The organism is Microbacterium meiriae (genome assembly GCF_040686935.1).
Taxonomy (GTDB): Bacteria; Actinomycetota; Actinomycetes; order Actinomycetales; family Microbacteriaceae; genus Microbacterium; species Microbacterium meiriae.
The window spans coordinates 360,381-381,279 of sequence record NZ_JBFBMF010000001.1 but is presented as its reverse complement, the minus strand read 5'-3'; the positions used below and the strand labels follow the sequence as shown (position 1 = coordinate 381,279).

At 72.0% G+C, this 20,899-nt stretch carries 23 protein-coding genes; 2 read left to right on the top strand and 21 right to left on the bottom strand.

All coding sequences use genetic code 11. The annotated features are described in order from the left end of the window. Positions 1-34 precede the first annotated feature (34 nt). A complete protein-coding gene (locus AB0P08_RS01795; RefSeq protein WP_363588598.1) occupies positions 35-1,723 on the top strand; it encodes a 2-isopropylmalate synthase in 1,689 nt (562 codons plus the stop codon). On the opposite strand, the gene csrA is transcribed toward AB0P08_RS01795, so the two are convergent. From csrA to AB0P08_RS01735, 12 genes are read right to left on the bottom strand one after another with little or no spacing between them, the layout of a single operon-like run. Next, positions 1,720-1,971: a carbon storage regulator CsrA gene (gene csrA, locus AB0P08_RS01790; protein WP_025104370.1), complete on the bottom strand. Its 252-nt coding sequence runs from the start codon at positions 1,969-1,971 to the stop codon at positions 1,720-1,722. The two genes, AB0P08_RS01795 and csrA, sit on opposite strands and share 4 nt — an antisense overlap. Positions 1,972-1,975: 4 nt before the next feature. Continuing rightward, complete coding sequence (locus tag AB0P08_RS01785; protein ID WP_363587752.1) at positions 1,976-4,039, bottom strand: flagellar biosynthesis protein FlhA; 2,064 nt, start codon at positions 4,037-4,039, stop codon at positions 1,976-1,978. After that, positions 4,036-5,127, bottom strand: a complete 1,092-nt coding sequence (locus tag AB0P08_RS01780) for an EscU/YscU/HrcU family type III secretion system export apparatus switch protein (RefSeq protein WP_363587750.1) — start codon at positions 5,125-5,127, stop codon at positions 4,036-4,038. Before AB0P08_RS01780 ends, AB0P08_RS01785 begins: the two co-directional genes overlap by 4 nt. Next, positions 5,124-5,885, bottom strand: coding sequence for a flagellar biosynthetic protein FliR (locus AB0P08_RS01775; RefSeq protein ID WP_187663396.1), 762 nt, complete (start codon positions 5,883-5,885; stop codon positions 5,124-5,126). The genes AB0P08_RS01780 and AB0P08_RS01775 overlap by 4 nt, the downstream gene beginning before the upstream one ends. A 4-nt stretch (positions 5,886-5,889) precedes the next feature. After that, entirely contained in the window at positions 5,890-6,162 is a 273-nt protein-coding gene (gene fliQ / locus AB0P08_RS01770) for a flagellar biosynthesis protein FliQ (protein WP_025104366.1), read from the bottom strand. Next, positions 6,159-6,968, bottom strand: coding sequence for a flagellar type III secretion system pore protein FliP (gene fliP / locus AB0P08_RS01765; protein WP_268777205.1), 810 nt, complete (start codon positions 6,966-6,968; stop codon positions 6,159-6,161). The genes fliQ and fliP overlap by 4 nt, the downstream gene beginning before the upstream one ends. Beyond that, positions 6,965-7,402: a FliO/MopB family protein gene (locus tag AB0P08_RS01760; protein WP_363587748.1), complete on the bottom strand. Its 438-nt coding sequence runs from the start codon at positions 7,400-7,402 to the stop codon at positions 6,965-6,967. Before AB0P08_RS01760 ends, fliP begins: the two co-directional genes overlap by 4 nt. Before the next feature lie 50 nt (positions 7,403-7,452). After that, complete coding sequence (fliN, locus tag AB0P08_RS01755) at positions 7,453-8,112, bottom strand: flagellar motor switch protein FliN (RefSeq protein WP_187663398.1); 660 nt, start codon at positions 8,110-8,112, stop codon at positions 7,453-7,455. Then, positions 8,109-9,029, bottom strand: a complete 921-nt coding sequence (locus AB0P08_RS01750; protein ID WP_363588596.1) for a flagellar motor switch protein FliM — start codon at positions 9,027-9,029, stop codon at positions 8,109-8,111. The genes fliN and AB0P08_RS01750 overlap by 4 nt, the downstream gene beginning before the upstream one ends. Before the next feature lie 49 nt (positions 9,030-9,078). After that, a complete protein-coding gene (locus tag AB0P08_RS01745) occupies positions 9,079-9,888 on the bottom strand; it encodes an OmpA/MotB family protein (protein ID WP_187663400.1) in 810 nt (269 codons plus the stop codon). Further along, positions 9,885-10,697 carry a motility protein A gene (locus AB0P08_RS01740; protein ID WP_071327503.1) on the bottom strand — a complete coding sequence of 271 codons (813 nt, stop codon included), beginning with the start codon at positions 10,695-10,697 and terminating at the stop codon, positions 9,885-9,887. Before AB0P08_RS01740 ends, AB0P08_RS01745 begins: the two co-directional genes overlap by 4 nt. Next, positions 10,697-10,951 carry a flagellar FlbD family protein gene (locus AB0P08_RS01735; RefSeq protein ID WP_187663401.1) on the bottom strand — a complete coding sequence of 85 codons (255 nt, stop codon included), beginning with the start codon at positions 10,949-10,951 and terminating at the stop codon, positions 10,697-10,699. Before AB0P08_RS01735 ends, AB0P08_RS01740 begins: the two co-directional genes overlap by 1 nt. 218 nt (positions 10,952-11,169) lie before the next feature. On the opposite strand from AB0P08_RS01735, the gene AB0P08_RS01730 reads away from it, so the two are divergent. Continuing rightward, positions 11,170-12,555 carry a M23 family metallopeptidase gene (locus tag AB0P08_RS01730; protein ID WP_232089188.1) on the top strand — a complete coding sequence of 462 codons (1,386 nt, stop codon included), beginning with the start codon at positions 11,170-11,172 and terminating at the stop codon, positions 12,553-12,555. Positions 12,556-12,646: 91 nt separating this feature from the next. Here AB0P08_RS01730 and AB0P08_RS01725 read toward each other — a convergent pair whose 3' ends face one another. The 9 genes from AB0P08_RS01725 to fliE are packed head-to-tail and all read right to left on the bottom strand — an operon-like array spanning position 12,647 to position 20,859. Then, positions 12,647-13,807 (bottom strand): flagellar hook protein FlgE, encoded by a 1,161-nt coding sequence (locus AB0P08_RS01725; RefSeq protein WP_363587746.1) that lies wholly within the window; start codon positions 13,805-13,807, stop codon positions 12,647-12,649. Positions 13,808-13,832: 25 nt separating this feature from the next. Continuing rightward, positions 13,833-14,291: a flagellar hook assembly protein FlgD gene (locus AB0P08_RS01720; RefSeq protein ID WP_136050650.1), complete on the bottom strand. Its 459-nt coding sequence runs from the start codon at positions 14,289-14,291 to the stop codon at positions 13,833-13,835. Between the two features lie 14 nt (positions 14,292-14,305). After that, positions 14,306-15,673 (bottom strand): flagellar hook-length control protein FliK, encoded by a 1,368-nt coding sequence (locus tag AB0P08_RS01715; protein ID WP_363587744.1) that lies wholly within the window; start codon positions 15,671-15,673, stop codon positions 14,306-14,308. After that, positions 15,670-16,092: a hypothetical protein gene (locus tag AB0P08_RS01710; protein ID WP_363587742.1), complete on the bottom strand. Its 423-nt coding sequence runs from the start codon at positions 16,090-16,092 to the stop codon at positions 15,670-15,672. Before AB0P08_RS01710 ends, AB0P08_RS01715 begins: the two co-directional genes overlap by 4 nt. Next, a complete protein-coding gene (locus AB0P08_RS01705; RefSeq protein WP_363587741.1) occupies positions 16,089-17,381 on the bottom strand; it encodes a FliI/YscN family ATPase in 1,293 nt (430 codons plus the stop codon). Before AB0P08_RS01705 ends, AB0P08_RS01710 begins: the two co-directional genes overlap by 4 nt. Next, complete coding sequence (locus AB0P08_RS01700; RefSeq protein WP_363587739.1) at positions 17,378-17,986, bottom strand: FliH/SctL family protein; 609 nt, start codon at positions 17,984-17,986, stop codon at positions 17,378-17,380. The genes AB0P08_RS01705 and AB0P08_RS01700 overlap by 4 nt, the downstream gene beginning before the upstream one ends. Continuing rightward, complete coding sequence (gene fliG, locus AB0P08_RS01695) at positions 17,976-18,980, bottom strand: flagellar motor switch protein FliG (protein ID WP_187663408.1); 1,005 nt, start codon at positions 18,978-18,980, stop codon at positions 17,976-17,978. The genes AB0P08_RS01700 and fliG overlap by 11 nt, the downstream gene beginning before the upstream one ends. Beyond that, on the bottom strand, positions 18,977-20,599 hold the full coding sequence (gene fliF, locus AB0P08_RS01690) for a flagellar basal-body MS-ring/collar protein FliF (protein WP_259955193.1): 1,623 nt from the start codon (positions 20,597-20,599) through the stop codon (positions 18,977-18,979). The genes fliG and fliF overlap by 4 nt, the downstream gene beginning before the upstream one ends. Then, positions 20,599-20,859 carry a flagellar hook-basal body complex protein FliE gene (gene fliE, locus AB0P08_RS01685; protein WP_051582258.1) on the bottom strand — a complete coding sequence of 87 codons (261 nt, stop codon included), beginning with the start codon at positions 20,857-20,859 and terminating at the stop codon, positions 20,599-20,601. The genes fliF and fliE overlap by 1 nt, the downstream gene beginning before the upstream one ends. Positions 20,860-20,899 lie beyond the last annotated feature (40 nt).

Sequence of the window (20,899 nt, the reverse complement as noted above, 5' to 3'; positions counted from 1 at the left end):
CGCTCCGCACTGGAATCGGCAGCGGCCCTCGCAGATGCCCTCGAACCGCTATCGAGACGTGTACTCCCGCGTCGCCGTTCCGCTGGAGACCCCGACCTGGCCGAGCGCGCGACTGACGCAGGCACCGCTCTGGGTCCCGGTGGATCTCCGCGACGGGAACCAGGCGCTGGCCGAGCCGATGGACCCGTCCCGCAAGCGACGGTTCTTCGAGCTCATGGTCGCCATGGGCTACAAGGAGATCGAAGTCGGCTACCCCTCGGCCTCCCGGACGGACTACGACTTCGTCCGGCTCCTCGCCGAGACCGACCTCGCTCCCGCCGACGTGACGATCGTGGTGTTCACGCCGGCGCGACGCGAACTCATCGAACGGACCGTGGAGTCCGTGCGCGGCATCCGCAATCCCGTCGTCATCCACATGTACACCGCCACCGCGCCCACCTGGCGGGATATCGTCCTCGGACAGGACCGTGAGGGGCTCACCGCGCTGATCCTCGCCGGAGGGGAGGACGTGCTGCGGTTCGCGGGAGACCTCGACGACGTCCGCTTCGAGTTCTCCCCGGAGGTGTTCACTCTCACCGAGCCGGACTTCGTCCTCGAGGTGTGCGACGCGATGACGACTCTGTGGGACGCGAGCCCCGAGCGTCCCGTGATCCTGAACCTGCCGGCGACCGTCGAGGTCGCGACCCCGAACGTCTACGCGGACCAGATCGAGTACATGCACCGCAATCTCGGGCGTCGTGAGGGGGTCATCCTGTCCGTGCATCCCCATAACGACCGCGGCACTGGCGTCGCCTGTGCGGAACTCGCCGTCCTCGCCGGCGCGCAGCGGGTCGAGGGGTGCCTCTTCGGCAACGGGGAGCGCACCGGCAACGTCGACCTCGTGACCCTCGCCCTCAACCTGCACGCGCAGGGCGTCGACCCGATGATCGACTTCTCCGATATCGACGAGATCCGCCGGACGGTCGCGCACTGCAACGGGATCGACATCCATGCGCGGCATCCGTATGCGGGCGACCTCGTTCACACCGCCTTCTCCGGCACCCATCAGGACGCCATCCGGAAGGGGTTCGCGGAACATCGCGCCCGTGCTGCGAGGGAAGGCCGCGCGGAACGGGACATCGAATGGCGCGTGCCGTATCTTCCCATCGACCCGGCGGACATCGGCCGCAGCTACGACGCCGTGATCCGCGTCAACTCGCAGTCCGGGAAGGGCGGCATCGCCTACCTGCTGGAGGACGCCTACGGGATCGAGCTGCCGCGGCGCCTGCAGATCGACCTCGCTCGTCACGTCCAGCAGCGCACCGAGCAGACGGGACGCGAGGTCTCGGCCGCGGAGGTATGGGCCATCTTCGATGCCGCCTACCTCGCGAGCACGAGCCCGACGACGCTGCGAGCGGAGGCCGAGGTCGCGGGAGGGTGCACGACGATCACGCTCCACGCCGACGGCGTCGAGACACGGACCCGCCATGACGGTGTCGGTCCGGTGGAGGCGCTGGGCACGGCGCTCGCGGAGATCGGCCTGCCCGTCGAAGTCCTGAGTCTGCACCAGACGAGCATCGGATCGGGGGCCGGGAGCGAAGCGCTCACCCTGATCGAGTATCGCGACGGCGTGCGCTCGGGCTGGGCGGCCGGGCGCGACCGCTCCGTGCTGACCGCGACCCTGCACGCCGTGCGGAACGCGGCGGAGCGCTCCGCCACCGCCCCGCGGGGCGAGCGGGCCTAGGGGGTCTGCTTCTCGCGCCCGCGCGCGAGTGCCGCGGTGATGGCGTCCGCGGCGCTCGCGTCGGTGTCGGCGGCGGCGGAGACGTTCTCGGCGACGACGGCCTCGATGATCTCGGTGCGCTGGATGCGGGTCTCCCGCGGGGCCTTGACGCCGATGCGCACGCTGTCGCCCTTGATGTCGAGCAGCGTGACCTCGATCTCGCCGTCGATGCGTACGCTCTCACCGATCCGCCTCGTCAACACCAGCATTCGTTCAGCCTACTGGTGCGGCGGGGGCGGCCCCGAGCGACGCGGTGGAGGAGTCCCGGACCACCCCGATCGTCTCGATCGTGAGGGCGGCCGCGGTCGCCTCGCTGTAGGAGAGCACGGGGAGGCCGTCGGTCTGCGCCGACACCAGCCGCCGCACGGCGGGGCGCAGCGACGGTGCGCACACGAGCACCGGCTCTCCGCCGTCCGTCTGCGCGGCCACGGCCTGCTTCACCGACGCGATCACCGCTTCCATCCGCGGTGGATCGAAGACGATCTGAGAGCCCTCGTCGCCGGGGCGGAGGCTCTCCAGCATCGCCTGCTCCAGGAGCGGGGCGATCATCACGACCCGGAGCGTGCCGTCCTCGGCGAAGCGGGAGGCGATGGCAGGGCCCAGCGCGGCACGGGCCGCCTCGATCAGCCCCTCTGGATCGCTGGAGACCTTGGCGCGGAGCGCGAGCGCCTCGTAGATGCGGCTGAGGTCGTTGATGGGCACGCGTTCGGCGAGCAGGCCCTGCAGCACCCGCTGCACCTCCGCGAGCGAGAGCAGGGCGGGCGTGAGCTCCTCGACCGCCGACGGGGAGACCTGCTTCAGGGCGTCGGTGAGCTGGCGGACGTCCTCCCGGGTGAGCAGCCGGGCGGCGTGCGTCTGGATCACGCTCGACAGGTGGGTGATGATGACACTCGCCCTGTCGATCACCGTGGCCCCGGCGAACTCGGCGCTGTGACGCATCTCCATCGGGATCCACTTGCCCTCGAGACCGAACACCGGGTCCAGAGCGGCGGTCCCCGGCAGGCTGTCCAGCCCCTGCCCGAGGGCCAGGACCGACCCGGTGGGCGCGGTGCCGCGTCCGGTCTCGACACCGGCGATGCGGATGACGTACGTCGCCTGGGGGAGTTCGATGCTGTCCCTCGTGCGCACGGGCGGGGTGACCAGACCGAGGTCGAGTGCGATGCGGCGCCGCAGCGCCTTCACCCGGGCGAGGAGGTCGTCGGGTCCGCCGGTGACCAGGTCGACGATGTCGGGGGCGAGCAGGATCTCCAGAGGATGCACCCGCATGCGCTCGATGAGCTCCTCGGGCTGGTCCACCGGCGCGGGAGCCGGGGCCTGTGCGGCCTCCGCCTCCTCGCGCTTGCGGGTCGCGGTGATGCGCTGCGCGATGAGGAGCAGCAGGGCGCCGATCACCAGGAAGGGGAGCATCGGCATGTGCGGGATGAGCGACATGACGATGGCCGCGCATCCCGCGATGATGAGGGCGTTGCGCGACTGGCTGAGCTGCGTGGACGCGGCCGATCCCATCTCGGCCTCGGCGGTCGAGCGGGTGACGATCATGCCGGTCGAGACCGCCATGAGCAGGGCGGGGATCTGCGTGACGAGGCCGTCGCCGATCGTGAGCAGGCTGTAGGTGCTCACCGCCTGGTCGATCGACATGCCGTGCTGCACGAGGCCGATCGCGATGCCGCCGACGAGGTTGATGATGATGATGACGAGTCCGGCGATCGCGTCGCCCTTGACGAACTTCGAGGCGCCGTCCATCGCCCCGTAGAAGTCGGACTCGGCCGCCACCTCCGCGCGGCGTTCGCGGGCCTCGGTGTCGCTGATGAGGCCGGCGTTGAGATCGGCGTCGATGGCCATCTGCTTGCCCGGCATCGCGTCGAGCGTGAACCGGGCGCCCACCTCGGCCACGCGCTCTGCACCCTTGGTCACCACGACGAACTGGATGACGACGAGGATGAGGAAGACCACGGCGCCGATGATGAGCGAGCCGCCCACCGCGATCGCCCCGAACGCCTCGATCACCTGTCCCGCATATGCCTCGCCGAGGACGAGGCGGGTGGAGGCGACGTTCAGCCCCAGCCGGAACAGCGTCGCCACGAGCAGCAGCGAGGGGAACACCGAGAAGTCGAGCGGCTTCTTCACGAACATCGACGTCAGCAGGATGACCAGCGCGAACATGATGTTGAGGATGATCAGCACGTCGAGCAGGAACGGCGGCACCGGGACGACGAGCAGCATGATGATGCCGACGACGCCGATCGGCACCCCGAGCGTGATGAGCAGCTTCTTCATACGGTCCTCCGATACGGGAGAGAGTGGATGCCGCGGGCGGCGCCTCGGCGCCGGAGCGCGTCGACGAACACGAGCACGCGTGCCACGGCGTTGTAGAGGTCTTCGGGGATCTCCTGACCCAGCTCGCACGCGGCGTGCAGGGCTCGGGCGAGGGTGACGTCACGGACGAGGGGGACGCCGGACTCGAGCGCCTTCTCGCGGATGCGCTCGGCGATGACCCCGCTGCCCTTCGCCACGACCTTCGGCGCGGACGTGCCGGGGTCGTACTCCAAGGCGATGGCGATGTGCGTGGGGTTGACGACCACGACGTCGGAGCCGGCGACCGCGGCGATCATGCGGTTGCGGCTCACCGCGAGCTGGCGCGACCGGCGCTGCTGGCGGATGAGCGGATCGCCCTCGGAGTTCTTGTTCTCGTCGCGCACCTCGCGCTTGGTCATGCGGGTGTGCTTGCGGTTCCGGCGCATGACGACGAACAGGTCGATGGCCGCGAGCACCAGACCCACCGCGATCGCGGTCTGCAGCAGCGCGGCGGTCCCGTCCGCCGCGGTGCCGAGCAGCCGGGAGATGGAGTGGGCGCCGCTCGCGGTGAGCACGGGCATGAGGCCGGCGATGACGACCCACAGGGCGAGGGCGATGGCGGCCGTCTTCAGCAGGGCCTTCGCCCCCTCCCAGAGGGCCTGCAGGCCCAACACCCGCCGGACCCCGGAGACGAGGTTGAACTGCTCGTAACGCCCGGACAGCTTCCGCAGATGCACGCCGCCCTGCACCACCGCACCGAACAGCGTCACGATCGCGACCGCGGCGAGCAGCGCCCCCAGGGTCGGCAGCACCGAGGCGAGGGCCCGCCCGAGGGCCGCGAGGGCGGCGTCGGGCGAGGGCGCCTGCATGAGCGAGGTGAGGGAGATGAGCTGCTCGGTGCCGGCGCCTGTCCCCGCGGCGATGGCGGCGGGCATCATGACGGCGGCGGCGCCGATGCCGAGCCACGCCGTCAGGTCCTGGCTCCGGGCGATCCGGCCCTTCTGCCTGGCCTCGCGGAGGTGCTTCTCGGTGGCCTTCTCGCTGCGCTCGCCGCTGTCCGACCCGCTCACGGCGTCACCCCCTGCATCATGCGGAAGGCCTGGGTGGCGAGGGCGTCGACGATGCCGGGGAACGCGACGTACACGGCACCGGCGAGCAGGAGCGTCAGCAGGATCTTGACCGGGAAGCCCATCGCGAAGGCGTTGAGTGCCGGCGCCACGCGCGTGATGAGCCCGAGCCCGACATCGGCGAGGAAGAGCACCAGCACCAGAGGGCCGGCGATCTGCACGGCCGCCAGCACCATCTGGGACACCCCGTCGACGAGCAGCTCGGTCGGTCCCGCCACCCGGAAGATGCCGTCGACCGGAACGGCGTCGAAGCTGCGGGCGAGTCCGGCGAGGATGAGCTGATAGCCGCCGGAGGCGAAGAGCAGCGTGAGCGCCGTCAGGTGGAACAGCCGGGTGAACTGCGCGCCGTTGACCATCGCCGCCGGGTCGAAGGCCTGGGCGAGCTGGAACCCGCCGAACACGTCGATCAGGCTGCCCGCGGCCTGCACCGCGGAGAAGCAGAGCAGCACGAGGAAGCCCAGCAGGGCACCGGTGAGGAGCTGGATCACGAGTGCGCCGAGGAACGGCCCCGTGTCGAGGCTCTCGTAGCCCGGGGCGACCGCGGCACCCACCGCGAGGGACAGTCCGATCGAGAGCATCGCCTTCACCCGCACCGGTATCGCCCGATACGAGAACGGCGGGGCGATCATGATGAACGCCGTGATCCGCACGGCGGCGAGCAGCGTGGCCTCCAGCCACGCGAAGTCGATCGGGATGAACACGGGCTCATCCGCTCAGCAGAGACGGGATGCGGGCGAACATCTCGTTCGTGAAGGCGATGATCTCGGCGATCATCCAGTTCCCGGCGATGAGCAGGGCGATGCCGACGGCGACGATCTTCGGCACGAACGACAGCGTCACCTCCTGCACCTGGGTGATGGACTGCAGCAGCGAGATCGCGAAGCCCACCACGAGCGCCGTGATCAGCATCGGTGCGGCGAGCTTGGCCGCGATCAGCAGCCCCTGGGCGCCGATGTCGAGGACGGCCTCGGGGCTCATCCCACACCTCCGTAGCTCTCCAGGAGGGCTTTGATGATGAGCCCCCAGCCGTCGACGAGGATGAACAGCAGGATCTTGAACGGCAGCGAGATCATGACCGGCGGGAGCATCATCATGCCCATCGACATCAGCGCCGCGGCCACCACGAGGTCGATCACGAGGAACGGCACGAAGATCACGAAGCCTATGATGAACGCGGCCCGGAGCTCCGAGATCATGAACGCGGGGATGAGCGTGTACATCGGCACGCTCGCCGCGTCCTCCGGGTTGTCCTGCCCGGCCATGCGGGTCATCAGCGCGAGGTCCTCCTCGCGCGTGTAGTGCAGCATCCACTCCCGCAGCGGGCCCTGCCCGACGTCGACGGCCTGCGTGAACGTGAGCGCGCCGTCGATGTACGGCTGGACGGCCAGCGTGTTGATCTCGGTCAGGACCGGCCACATGATGAACAGCGACAGGAAGAGCGACAGCCCGGCCAGCACCTGGTTCGGCGGGATGGTGGGGAGGGACAGCGCGTTCCTGGTCATAGCGAGCACCACGAAGATCTTCGTGAACGACGTCATCATCAAAAGCAGTGCGGGAGCCACCGACAGCAGCGTGATCCCCAGGAGGGTGAGGATCGATCCGGACGGTCCGCCGTCGATCCCGTTGATGTCGATCGTCACGCCCTCCCCGTCGTCCGGGGTGATCTCGGCGTGCGCGGCGCCGCCGGTGACGACGACGAGGACCAGGGCCAGGAGGATCGCGCCCGCGACGACGACGAGGAGCCGCGAGGCGCGAGCGCGATCGACGGCACGGCTCGCGCTCATCGGGCGCGCCGGAGGGCCTCGGCGGTCTGCCGCCAGGTGTCGGGGGAGAGGATGGAACCGCGGAGCGGGTCGTTGCGGTGCCGTACGCGGCGACGGAGCTCCGGTGCGACGGTGCCGGCTGCCGGTGTGCCGGTGAGGGCGGCGGCGGCGAGGATGCGGTCGAACTCGGCGTCGTCGCTCACCGGATCGCGCTCGGACGCGGACGCCGTCTCCGAGGTGTCCCGGAGCTCGGGCCGGACGGGAAGACGGTCGACCACGCTCACGCCGTGCTCGGTGACCCCGAGCACGTAGCGCGCGTCGTCGGTCTGCACGACCACGAGCTGCGCCTTCGGGCCGATGCCCTGGCGTCCGAGCACCGTGATCGCCTCCGCGTCACGGCGCCGCGCCTGGGTCTTCGACACCCGGCGCTGCAGGAACCAGAGCAGCCCGAGCACTGCGGCGAGCGACAGCCCGACCCGCAGCGCGAGCAGGAGGTCGTCCAGGGTCAGGCCTCGACGTTCTCGAGGATGCGGGTGATCCGCACCGCGTAGTCCTGATCCACGACGACGACCTCGCCGTGTGCGATCGTGCGTCCGTTGAGCTTGACGTCCGCCGGGGCTCCCGCGGAGCGGTCGAGCTCCACGATGCGACCCGGCTCGAGGTCGAGCACGTCGCGGACCGCCATGCGGGTGCGGCCGATCTCCACCGTGAGCTCCATCTCGACGCCCGCGATGCGGTGCAGGCGGCCGTCGGCTCCCGTCGGACGCGCCGGGCGATGCGTGATCCGCACCGCGAGTCGGCCGATGGTCCGCTCGGTGTGGTCGACGAGGTCGAAGAGCTGGGTCTGCGGGTCGGCGAAGACGGCCGAGGCGTCGCCGACCGCCGCCTCCCCCAGCAGCCCAGGGCCGAGGGCGGTCGCGGCGGCCTCGAGCGCATCCAGGAGCCGGTCCGTGAGCGGACGGTCCCCGAGGCCGTCGACCAGCACGTCGGCGTCGAGGAGCTGCACGGCGAGCTGCGCGCTCGCCTCTCCGACGAACTGCGCCACGACGGCCTCCCCGGTATCCCCGGACGCCTGGGAGGCGCGGGCGGTGACCGGTGCGGCGGTGGGCAGTCGCGCCGCGAACGCGGCGGCGACGGCGGACTCGTAGGCGGTGGTGCTGATCACGCGGACTCCTGAGCGGGGGCGGTTTCGGGGATGGTGGCGGTCACGACGCAGGCGAGGCGGGCACCGGCACTGCCGACGGCCGCCGTCGCGACGGTCTGATCGCCGACGGTGAGGAGCATCGGACGGTCGGCGGCATGCGGCAGGGGCAGCAGATCCCCGACGGCGAGGTCGAGCACCTCACGGGGCAGCACGGTCCGCGGTGCCAGCCGGAGCGCGATCTCGACCGGAGTCGATTCCACCTGGCGGCGCACGAGACCGGGGGTCTCGGAGCGGTCGGCGTCGGAGGCGCGCACCGCGAAGCCGGCGAGCACCGAGGCGGGGAGCATGATGCTGGCGGGGACGGTCCGGCCGCCGTGGCGCATCGACAGACGCGCCACGATCACCGGCTCCCCGGCGGCGGCGACCTGCGCGAACTGGGAGCTGTACTGGATGCCGGCGACGGCGACCCCGGTGGGCAGCAGCCCGTCGAGGCTGCCGGTGAGGTGATCGATCGCGTCGCCGATCAACGACCGGATCAGCGCCTGCTCGATCGGGGTGAACGTGCGGTCCTCGGCGGTGGCGGTGACCCGGCCGCCGACCATCTGCACGATCCAGGAGGTCGCGGTCGGTATCGGCACCTGCACGATCAGGCGCTCGTCGGAATCCGGCAGCGCGCACACGATCATGGTCGTGGTCGTGGGCAGCGACTGCGCGTACTCGCCGTACGTGAGCATGCCCACGTGCTCGACGGCGATGGTCGCGCGCACGTGGATCTTGCCCGAGAGCTGGGCCGACCATTGCCGGGCGAACGTCTCGAAGGCGAGCTCCAGGGTGCGGGCGTGCTCGCGCGACAGCGTCGCCGCCCGGCCGAAGTCGTAGACCTCGACGTCGGCGGTCGCCGTTTCCGCGCGCACTCGCGAGCGCACGCCGTCATCCATCACCACGAACCCGACTATCGGGCGGTGATCGGCGTGCGTTAGGGGCAGGTCAGGGGGAGGTCTGCGCAGCACCCGCGGCAGGGATCAGCGCTCGCACCTCCTCGCTGGCGTCGGAGAGGATGACGATGTCCACGCGGCGGTTCTCGGCGAGCTGCTCGGGGGTGCTCCCGGCGGCCACCGGACGGGTGTCGCCGAAGCCCACGGATTTGAGGTGTGCGGGGGGCAGGCCGGCTGCCTCCACGAGATAGCGCAGCACCTGGGTGGAGCGTCCGGCCGAGAGCTCCCAGTTGGTCGGGAAGGGTGCGACCGAGCCGCGGGCGTCGGCGTGCCCCTCCACCGAGATCTCGTTCGGCGCGGAGACGAGGACCGAACCCAGGGCGTCCAGCACCTGCGTCGCGGCCGGACTGAGATCCGTGCTGTTGGTGGTGAAGAAGGTCTCCGCGCTCACCAGTCCGATGGTCAGCCCGCGCTCATCGATCGTGAAGGTGACGTCGGTCTCCAGTCCCCGCTCGGCGAGGACCTGACGCAGCCGCTCGCGTAGGGCGGACAGCTCGTCGAACTCGCGCTCCGCAGCCTCCAGGCCCGTGTCGGCGAAGTCCTGGCCCTCGTCGTCGATGAGCTCCGGAGGCACGACCACGCCGCTGGTCACGTCGACGTCGTCCGAGGGCTCCTGGCCGAAACCCGTCGCGAGCGAGGCGCTGAGGGCCTCGAACTTCTCCTGATCGACCGTCGACATCGCGAACAGCACGATGAACATGCACATGAGCACCGTCACCATGTCGAGGTAGGACGCCATCCAGCGCTCGTCCGGTCCGCTGTGCTCGGACTCCTGGACACGGCGTCGGGTGCGCACGCTCATGAGAAGAGGTCCTCGTGCGCCTCCGTCTCCGCGGGCTGCTCGCGGCGGCGGGAGCGGCCGGGGGAGCGGTCGGAGACGAGCGCGCTCAGACGTTCGCGGACGTGGGCGGGGGCGGCGCCGGCCTGCACGGCGAGCATGCCCTCCATCAGCACCGTCATGCGTTCGAGCTCCAGCTCGCCGAGGCGCTGCAGCCGGCCGCCGATCGGCAGCCAGATGAAGTTCGCCGACAGCAGGCCCCACAGCGTGGCGACGAAGGCCGCGGCGATCATCGGGCCGAGCGTGTCCGGCTTGTCGAGCTTCTCCAGCACGTGGGTGAGGCTGACCACCGTGCCGATGATGCCCACCGTGGGAGCGAACCCGCCGAGGGTCATGTAGAAGCGCGAGGCGGTGCGGTTCCGCGCGGCGGTGGACGTGAGCTCGTCCTCGAGGAGCACCCGCAGGTCCTCCGCGTCCGTGCCGTCGGCGATGCTCTGCAGGGCCTGCCGCAGGAACGGGTCCTTCTCCTCGTCCAGACCCTGCTCCAGCGCGAGCAGGCCCTCGGAGCGGGCCTTCTCCGCGTAGCCGACCACGGTGTCGATCGTGCTCTGCGCGGTGCGCCGCTCGCCGCGGAAGGCGCGGGGGAGGGACTTCACGGCGTGCAGGGCGTCGCGCAGCGTGCCGCTGGCGAGCCCGACCGCGATCGTGGCGCCGAAGACGAGCACCATGGGAGCCGGGAGCAGGAGCGACCCGACCGTCGCGCCCTCCAGGTTGATCATGGCGATCAGGGCGCCGAACGCGAGGACGAGCCCGAGGATGAGAGACGGATCCATCAGGCGTCCCCTCCCGTCACGTCAGCGCCGGGCAGGGGGTCCTCGGTGCCGGCCGCGACCAGCGCGGCGGCGGTCGCGAGGACACCGGCGCGGAACCGGGTGATGCGGGCGATCACGTCGTCCATCGTCTCCGTGACGACGAAGGTCGCGCCGTCGACCATCGTGATCGTCGTGTCCGGCGTGGCCTGGACACGTTCGATCAGGTCGGGGTTCACCGCGAACCGGGAACGGTTCAGGCGCGTGAGGACGATCATGGGCTCCATCCTGGAAAAGCTCGCCCCGCCCGGAAGCGGGGAACCGACGGCCCGTCCTGGGCTGTCGGAGGGGACTGTCGGCCGGGCGCTGCGCGTCGTTAGCGCCGGTGCCCGAGCGGACGGGGATCTTCCTCACGACGGGCGCGTCGTCGCCGATAGGGATCAGGGGCGGGGGACGATGAGCAGCGGGCGAAGGGAGCCTTGTGCGGGATCGGAACGTGGAGAAGGCCGCGGCGACGGCGGCCGAGGAATGCGGCTGCGCGCCGACGGCGGCCGAGCGGGGCGCGCTGTGGCGCCAGCCGGTCAGCCGCCGCAGCGCCTTCGGGATCGGGGCGCTGGGCGTGGTCGCGCTCGCCGCCTTCGGCGTCGGGTCCGGCGTCACCGCCGCGCACGCGGCGTCCTACCCGAGCTGGGACGACGTCCAGCGGGCGAAGAACAACGAGGCGGCCAAGGCCGGTGAGGTCACCCGGATCCAGGGGCTGATCCAGTCCCTCGAGCGCAAGGTCGCCGAGACCCAGGCGGCGGCGCAGGTCGCGTCGGACGAGTTCTACGAGGCCCAGCAGGCGTACTTCGCGGCCATCACGGAGGCGGAGACCCTGCAGGCTCAGGCCGACGAGCAGTCGGCGCTCGCGGAGGAGACGGCGAAGAAAGCCGGTCAGGTCGCCGCCCAGCTGTACCGCAGCGGCGGGGACGACACCGCTCTGGAACTGTTCTTCGCAGGGTCAGGCGCCAACGCCGACGAACTCCTGTCGCGCCTCGGCACGATGAACAAGTTCCTCGAGTACAACCAGACCACCTACGACAACGCCGTCTCGGCGCGCGACACCGCCCAGGCGCTGACGGCGCAGGCCGACGTCGCCCGGGACGAGCGCGACCGCCTGCAGCAGGTCGCCGAGCAGAAGATGGTCGCGGCGCAGCAGGCCGCGGACGCCGCGCAGGCCGCACTCGACGAGCAGGCGGCGAACCTCGAGACCCTCAAGGCGCAGCTGGCCGCCCTCAAGGACACCACGACCAAGACGGTCGCGGGATACCAGGCGGGCGTCGAGGCGCGGCGGCGGGAAGAGGAAGCCCGCCGCAAGCGCGAGGCCGCTGCGGCGGCCGCGGCGGCGGCGGCTGCCGCTCGGGGGACCAGCGGCGGTGGCGGTGGCGGCGGTGGCGGTGGTGGTGGCGGCGGCTCCGCGGGCAACGGCGGCTGGGTCCGCCCGCACGGCGGCGCGCGCAGCTCGAGCTACGGCCCGCGCACCCCCATCTGCGGTCCTCAGGGCTGCTCGTCGAGTTTCCACTACGGTGCGGACCTCGCCAACGGCTGCGGCGCCGCGATCTACGCCGCGAACTCCGGCACGGTCGACTATGCCGGACCGAACGGGAACTACGGCAACTACATCCGCATCCAGCACGGCGGCGGCATCAGCACGGGATACGCCCACATCAAGCCGGGCGGCATCAACGTGCGCAGCGGACAGTGGGTGCGCTCCGGCCAGGTCATCGCCTATGCCGGAGACACCGGGCGATCGTTCGGATGCCACCTCCACTTCGAGGTCTACATCAACGGCGGGTACACGAACCCGGTGCGCTTCATGGAGCAGCGCGGCATCTACGTCTGACGCGCCCGAAACCCCGTGTTGTCGCCGAGGCCCCGCCGTATCCACGTGAACACGGCGGGGCCTCGGCGCGAAAGCGGGGTCTCGGGAGGGGTCAGCGCTTGAGGTTGGTGAGCTCCTGGAGCACCTCGTCGCTGGTGGTGATGATGCGGGCGTTCGCCTGGAAACCGCGCTGCGCGACGATGAGGTTCGTGAACTCCTGGGAGAGGTCGACGTTCGACATCTCCAGAGCACCGCTGATGATGCCGCCGAGGCCGCCGGTGCCGGGCTGTCCGAGCTCGGCCTGACCCGAGTTGCCGCTCGGACGGAACTGCGACGAGCCGACCTTCTCCAGACCCCCGGGGTTGACGAAGCCGGCGAGCGCGATGCGGGCCAGCACCTGGGTGTCGCCGTTGCTGAACGTGCCGACGAGGCTGCCGTCGTTCGTCAGGGCGTAGGAGCTCAGCGTGCCGGCCGGCTTGCCGTTCTGCTCCTTGATGGCGATGTCGCTGACGTCGGCGAAACCGGTCACCCCGGACAGGTCGACGGTGACGCCGCCGGACACGATGCTGCCGGCGCCGTTCTGCACGCCGTCGGTGAAGGTCAGCGCGGTGCTCGCGCCCGCGCCGTCCGTGACGTCCCACCCGGTCGCGCTGCGCGTGAAGGTCAGTCGCAGGGTGGAGGCGGAGCCGTCGGCGCCGTACGTCTTGATGTCGCGCACGAGCGTCTCGCCGACCGGGGCGCCGGAGGGCAGGTTGCCCGTGGCCCGTGCGGTGGTGGTGGCCGCGGCCGGGCTGAGGGCGCCGACCGGGAGGGTGATGTCGCCGATGCCCTGGCCGGGGACGATCGCGCCGTTGCGCGCCGTCCACCCCTGGACGAGCGCGCCGCCGGCGCCGACCAGACGGCCGCTCGCGTCGAAGGTGAAGCCGCCGTTGCGGGTGTACAGCGTCTCGCCACCGGAGCGGACGACGAAGAACCCGTCGCCCGAGATCATCAGGTCGGTGGGAACGCCGGTCGGCTGCGGGGCACCGCCGGCGAAGTTGGTGCTGATGCCGGCGACCTGCACACCGAGCCCGACCTGGGCCGGGTTCTGTCCGCCCGTCGCCTGCTGCGGCAGCATCGAGTTGCGCAGCAGCTGCGAGAGGGAGTCCTGGAACTGCACGGACGAGGCCTTGAAGCCGGTCGTGTTGACGTTGGCGATGTTGTTGCCCGTGACGTCGAGCATGGTCTGGTGCGAGCGGAGTCCGGAGATTCCGGAGAAGAGGGAACGGAGCATGGTGATGCCTTTCTGGGGAGCGGGGTCAGGCAGCGGTGCCGGGGACGAGGGAGACGCCGGAGACGGCGTCGAGGGGGATCGACTTCTCGCCGATGGTCACGGTGGGGATGGCTCCCGCATAGGAGACCGCGGTGACGATGCCCTTCTGGGTGACACCGTCGGCGTCGACGTACTGCGCCTCCTGCCCGAGGAGGGCGGCGGCGGTCTGCCGCATGCTGAGCGCGAAGCTCTCGGTGCTCGTCGAGGCCAGCGCCGTCAGCTGCTCCATGGAGGCGAGCTGCGTGGTCTGCGAGATCATCTCGTTCGTGTTCATCGGGGAGCTCGGGTCCTGGTTGGTGAGCTGAGTCACGAGCAGCTTGAGGAACACCTCGGAGTCGAGCGTCTTCTTGCGCTCCGTCGCCGGGGTCGTGCTGCCGGTCTGCACACCGGACGTCGGCGTGGCACCCGGGGGGAGGGTGCCGGTGATGGAGTCGACCGTGGTCATGGGGTCCTCTCTGGTCAGGCGTAGACGTCGATGCCGCCGAGCGGAGCGACGGGCGGTGCGGGAGGGGGCGGGGGTGGAACTTCTGCCGGCGTCGGCGGGACGGCGGAGGCGCGCGCGGCCGCCTGGTGCCGTTGGGCATCGGCGCCGCCGTTCCCGGTCTGACCGCCCATCCCTCCGTGTTGCGGCGAGGAGGGCGAGCCGTCCGACGTGGTGAGGCTGAGGGTCGCCTGCGGAGCGGCGATCGCGAGATCACGGCGGAGGTCGCCGAGGATGGCGCGCAGCGCGTCCCGCCCGAGCTCGCCGGGGGCGTGCAGCTCGATGCGGATCGTGGACCCGGCGATGAGGGCGCGCACGGTCACGGGGCCGAGGTTCTCCGGCGAGACGGTCAGCGTGATCCGGTGGTCCCCGTCCGGGGCCTGGGCGAGGGACACCATGGGGGCCGCCACCTGCGGGAGGAGAGCCGGGCGGGCCGGCGCGGCGACCGTGGTCGGCGGTACCGCGGGGGCGAGAGCGGTGGCGGCGACCGGGCTCGGGGCGGCAGCGGACCCCGCGGCCACGGGATCGACGCTCGGCGGGACCGCGGCCGGCGCGGAGACCGATGCGGGGATCGAGGGTGCTGCCGGCACCGGGACCGTGTCGTCGGCGGTCGTCGCCTCTGCAGCGGAGGGTGAGGGCACGATCGACGTGCGAGCCGGCGCGGCTGCGGAGACTCGGGCCAGGGAGGCGTCCGCTCCTGTGGCCGTCCCGTTCGCCGCGGCGGCGTCGCCGGGGGGCCCGACTCCTCCGGTCTCTCGACCCGGGGCGGGGGGCCGCAGGCCCGGTCGGACGGTCGCCGGGTCCGGAGACGGTGCGGAGGGCGGCGCCGACGTCGGGAGGAGCGGGGCCACCACGGCGTCCCTGGCGTCGGCCGGCGAGGCGGAGGAGGGGGTACCCGCGGTCTCCCCGGAGGCGGGCGTCGCCGCGGCGCCCGCCGTGCCCTCGCCGGGCGCGATGAGGGCGTCCTGCCCGGCGGCGGACGGGAGGGGCGGAGGCGAGACCGCCGTGGGTGTCTCCGTCGTCGCCGGAGGTGCGTCCGATTCGGCGGAGAGGGCTGGCACGAGTGGCGCGCCGGCACCCGCGGGCGTCGGCGGGGCGGTGAGCAGCGGTGAGACGGTCGCGGCGACCTCGACCGGAACGGTGGCCGCAGGCTCGGCCTCGGTCGTGGTCTCCGCGGCGCTGCCGGGGTCGTCGGTCGCACCGGGACCGGGGGATGCCGTCTCCCGCACCGCATCGCGCACAGCCTCGGCGAACGCGGTCGCACCGGGTGAGCCGGTGCGTGCGGCTGGGGCGGAGGGACGCACGGGGCGGGCATCCAGGGCGGTGAGGAGGTCGAGCGCGGTCATGCCGTCTCCTCCGTCCGCGAGCGCGCGGCGATCTCGTCGAGCTCCGCCTGCTCGGCGTGCAGGTCGGCCGTCCGCACGGCTACCGCGTGGTTGTCCGCGAGTCGTTCGAGGCCGCGGAGCGTGCGACGGGCGTCCGCGTGCGCGGACCGCGCCTCCGCGACCGTCTCCTGCTGGAGGTCGGCCAGCGCGGTGAGGTCGGCGAGCAGCGCCCGCCCGGAGACCCGGGCCGCGGCGAGCGCAGCGAGGGTGCGCACGTCGACGGCCTCCGTGTCGGTGCCGGCCAGGTGTGCGCGCAGGGCCCGGTCCCTGGCCTCGGTGTGCTGCGCGTCGATGACCGCGCGCGAGAGGCGCTGCGCGGCGGCGCGCTCCTGGATCTCCCGCACGCGCAGGAGACCGGCGAGAGAGAACCCTCTGCTCATGACACCCCCTCGAAGGCGGAGACGAGGCCGTCCAGTCGCGTCCAGGACTCCTCGATCGCGCTCGTCTCGTCGAGCGGCTGGGTCAGAAAGGCCGAGATGGCGCGCTCGTGGGCGATCGCCGCGTCGATGCGGGCATCGGCACCGGCGTGGTAGGCGCCGATGTCGATGAGGTCGTTCGCCCGGCGTCGGGCCGCGAGCACGGCGCGGAGGGTGGCCGCCTGTGCACGGCGCTCCGGACTCGTGATCTTGCCGGCCACGCGGGACACGGACCCGAGGACGTCGATCGCGGGGTGGTGGCCGGCGAGGGCGAGCGCGCGATCCAGCACGACGTGGCCGTCGAGGATGGAGCGGACCGTGTCGGCGATGGGCTCGTTGTGGTCGTCGCCGTCGACGAGCACGGTGTAGATGCCGGTGATGGACCCGGCGCGGTCGGTGCCGGCGCGCTCCAGCAACCCGGCGAGGAGGGAGAAGGTGGACGGCGGGTAGCCGCGGGTGGCCGGCGGCTCACCCGCGGAGAGCCCGATCTCGCGCTGGGCCATCGCGACCCGGGTCAGCGAGTCCATCATGAGGATCGCGTGGGCGCCCTCGTCACGAAAGGCTTCCGCGATCCGAGTGGCGGTGAACGCGGCACGGATGCGGGCCATGGCCGGCTGGTCCGAGGTCGAGACGATGACGACGGAGCGGGCGAGTCCCTCCGGCCCCAGATCGTCCTCGATGAACTCCCGCACCTCGCGACCGCGCTCGCCGACGAGGGCGATCACGGTGACCTCGGCCGCGGTGCCGCGGGCGATCATCGACAGCAGCGACGACTTCCCGACCCCTGACCCCGCGAACAGGCCGACGCGCTGTCCGCGGCCGACGCTGACGAGGGCGTCGAGGGCGCGCACGCCGAGGGGGAGCGCGGTGTCGATGCGGTCGCGCTCCATGATCGAGGGGGTGTCGTGATCCAGGCTCACGTGCGGCGCCGCGAGCGGACCCTTCCCGTCGATGGGGCGTCCGAGCCCGTCCAGGACCCGGCCGAGCAGCGCCGATCCGGTGGGAACCCTCACCGGGCCGCCGCGGCCGCGCACGGGGGCGCCGACGGTGAGCCCGGCGACCGAGGCGAGCGGCATGCAGCGCAGCCCGTCCTCCCCGGTCGCGACGACCTCGGCGTCGATGCCGTCGAGCGTCACCACGTCCCCCACGGCGCCGTCGAGTCCGCGGACCTGCACGCTGAGGCCGCGGACCTGCGAGACCTCGCCGATCCGTTCCGGACGCGCCGCCTCGAGCACCGCCGTCCAGGCGCTCACGGCGCGGCCTCCGCGACCGCGCGGCGCGCCCGGTCGAGGGCGGTCCCCACCCTGGCGTCGATGACACCGTGCTCCAGCACGGCCACGGCGTCGCCGCGGGTGAGGGTCTCGTCGGGCACCAGCGTGAGTCCGGAGATGTCGTCGCCGGCCTCCGCGGAGAGGACGCGGAGGTCGTCCGGGTGCAGACGGAGACGACGTACGGCGGCCGCATCGGTCGCGCTCAGGGCGCGGCGGGCCGCGGCGGCGGCCGACGCTCCTGCGTCGCTCAGCTCCGCGGCGATGATCAGTTCCGCGAGGTCGATCGCATGCGAGTGCACCTGGCTCGTCGCAGCGGACTCCAGTTCCGCCTCTCGGGCGGCGAGGGACCGCGCGGCGGCGTGCAGGGCGGCGACGGCGGCGGCGACGTCCGCGGCGCGGGCGCGCTCCCGTTCGGCCAGCTCGGCCTCGGCGACGCGACGGGCGGCGTCGGCGTCGGCCGCGCCCGCCCGGAAGCCCGCGGCGTGTCCCTCCGCGTACCCGCGGCGGCGGGCGCGCTCCTGATCCGCGCGGTGGTCGGAGCCGCCGAGCCGGGGGAAGGCAGCGGGGGCGAAGGCGTCAGTAGACATATTCGTCCTCGTCCGCCCGCTGCACGGTGATGTCTCCCGCGGCCTCCAGGGCACGGATCGTCCGGACGATCTCGGCCCGCGCCTCCTCGACCTGGGAGACGCGCACCGGGCCCAGCGTCCGGGCCTCCTCGTCGAGGTTCTCGCGGTTGCGCTCGGACACGTTGCGGCGGATGAGGTCGACGATCGGCTGCTGCGCCCCCTTGAGGGCGAGAGCCAGGGAGCGGATGTCCATGCCCCGCAGCACGCGCTGGGTGTCCCGGTCGTCGAGCTTGACGATGTCCGCGAACGTGAACATGCGCGAGCGGATGTCCTCGGCGAGGGCGCTGTCGCGGTCCTCGATGCTGGCCAGCAGCGCCTTCTCGATCGTCGCTCCCGACCGCCCGATGATCTCCACGAGCGGCTCGACGCCGCCGAGCACCTCGGGACTGTCCCGCGAGGCGAGGCTGCCGGTCCGGGCCTTGAGGGCGTCGGCGACGATGACGATGGCCTCCTGCGAGGCGGTGCCCATGGTGGCGATGGCCTGGGCGACGTCGGTCCGCGCCGGATCGGGCAGCGCGGCGAGGACGGCGGCGGCCTGTTCGGCGGGGAGATGGGCGAGCACCAGGGCGACGGTCTGCGGCAGCTCTCCGTCGAGGAGCGTGGCGAGGTGGGCGGCGTCGGCGGAGGCGAGGAAGTCGAACGATGCGCTCATCGACGTCGAGCCGACCCGGCCGAGCACGGCTGCCGCCCGCTCGGAGCCGAACGAGGCCTCCAGCAGGCCCGCGGCGATGTCGCGTCCGCCGCGTGCCGGCGGGAGGTGCCCCGCGGCGATGCGATGGAACTGCCCCAGCGCCTGGACCGTGGTCTCCGCGTCGAGATCCTGCAGCCCGATGATCTCGGCGGCCACGGCCTCGGCCTCCGCCTCGGAGAGGTGCTTCATGACCTCGACGGCCTGTGCGCGGTCGAGGTTCATCAGGACGATCGCGGCCGTCTGCCGATCCGTCAGTCCGCTCATACCCGCGACCTGTCGTCGATGAGGGTGCGCAGCAGCTCCGCGGTGCGCTGCGGATCCTGACGGGTGAGCGCGGCGATCTCGGCGCGGCGGCGCTCGAGGCTGATCTGCGTGGGCTCGGGCTCGGGATCCGGGTCGAGGTCGGGTACCGGCTCGAGGAAGGCGAGCGGCGTGGTCGGCGCCTCCAGCACGGCCGTCGGCGCGTCCGCCGAGAGCGCGGACAGCTCGACAGGACGATCGCCGAAGAGCTGGTCGAACTCCTCCACGCCGCGCGCCTTCCGCCGGGAGCGGACGATGAGGGCGGCGATCGCGGCGATGAGCGGGATGGCGATGGCGGCCGCGATGATGACGGTGTTCAGGAGGGCGGCCTGACGGGCACCCTCTTCGGCCTCCTTCGCCGCCTGCAGCGCGGCCTGCGCGGCCTCGGCATCGGTCTGGCTGAAGGCGACGAGTTCGACGGCGAGCTCGTCGCCGCGGGTGCGGTCGATGCCGGCGGCGGTGGCCACGAGGTCACTGAGCTGGGCGGAGCTGAGGTCGCCCCCGGCCCCGGCGTCCACGGCGACCGACACGGACTGCCGCAGCAGGGTGCCGGCGGGAGTGGAGGTGCTCTCCGTGGCCTTGTTGACGGCGTTGGTGCGCGTCTCCTCGGTGTTCGTGTAGGTGCCGTCGCCGTTCCCGTTCGGCACGGCGATGTTGTCCGGACCCAGGACCCCGGCCTCGGAGGTCGATCCGTTGCTGTTCTGCTCACGGACCTCCTCGGTGAGCGGGGGAGCGCCCTCGGCCGGGGTATAGGTCTCCTCGACGCGTTCGTTCACCGAGCGGTCGATCTCGGCGACGACGGTCACGGTCGCATTCCCCGGGCCGACCACGGTGTCGAGCATCTGCTGCACGCTCGCGGCCACGCGGGCCTCGTAGTCGCTCGCCTGCTGATCGAGTCCGCCGGTGGCCCCGCCGCCCACGGTCGAGAGCGTGCGCCCGGTCTGATCGACCACGGCGACATTCTCCGGCTTCATGCCGCTGACGGCCGCCGAGGTGAGGTGCACGATGGCCTCGACCTGCTTCTGGTCGAGCGTCGTGCGTCCGGCGGTCTCCACGAAAACGGAGGCGGTCGCATCGACGGTCTCCGACACGAAGACGCTCTCCTCCGGGATGGCGAGCTGCACCGAGGCCGCGGAGACGCCGTCGATGGCGGAGATCGTCGCGGCGAGCTCGCCCTCGATCGCGCGCTTGTAGGTGACCGACTGCTGGAACTCGCTCGTGGTGACACCCATGTCGTCCAGCAGCGAGTATCCGGCTGATCCGGCGCTCGGCAGCCCGGCGGAGGCGGCGGCGAGCCGCTGGTCGTAAACGTCCTTCTCGGGGACGAGCACCGTGGCGCCGCCGTCGGCGAGCTCGTAGGGCACGGAGGCGGAGCGCAGCTGCTCCACCACGGCGTTCGCGTCCGAGGCGTTCAATCCCGAGAACAGCGGGGTGTAGGTGGGGCGGCTGAGCCAGCTGGACAGCGCGATGATGCCGAGCGCGAGCACCGCGATGCCGATGATGGCGATGGTCCGCTGCGCGAGCGAGAATCCGGCGACCACCCGCCGCATCCGCTGGAACGCCCCGGTCACTGCCGGGGGCATCAGGCCTGCATCCGCATGATCTCGTTGAACGCGTCGACGCCCTTGTTGCGGACGGCGGCGACGAGTTCGAGGGTGACGGCGGCGCGCGAGGACGCGATCATCGCCGCATGGATGTCGTCGAGGTCCCCGGTCACGGCCGCGACCTTGAGGGTGTCGGACTCGGACTGCAGCGAGCGCAGTTCGTCGATCGCTCCGGTGACGCTGTTCGCGAAGGCGGTGTCGTCGCCCGTCTTCGCGCCCGTGACGGGCGAGGTGGTCATGCCGAGGGACGAGGCGACGGCCTCGATGCCGGCCACGGCG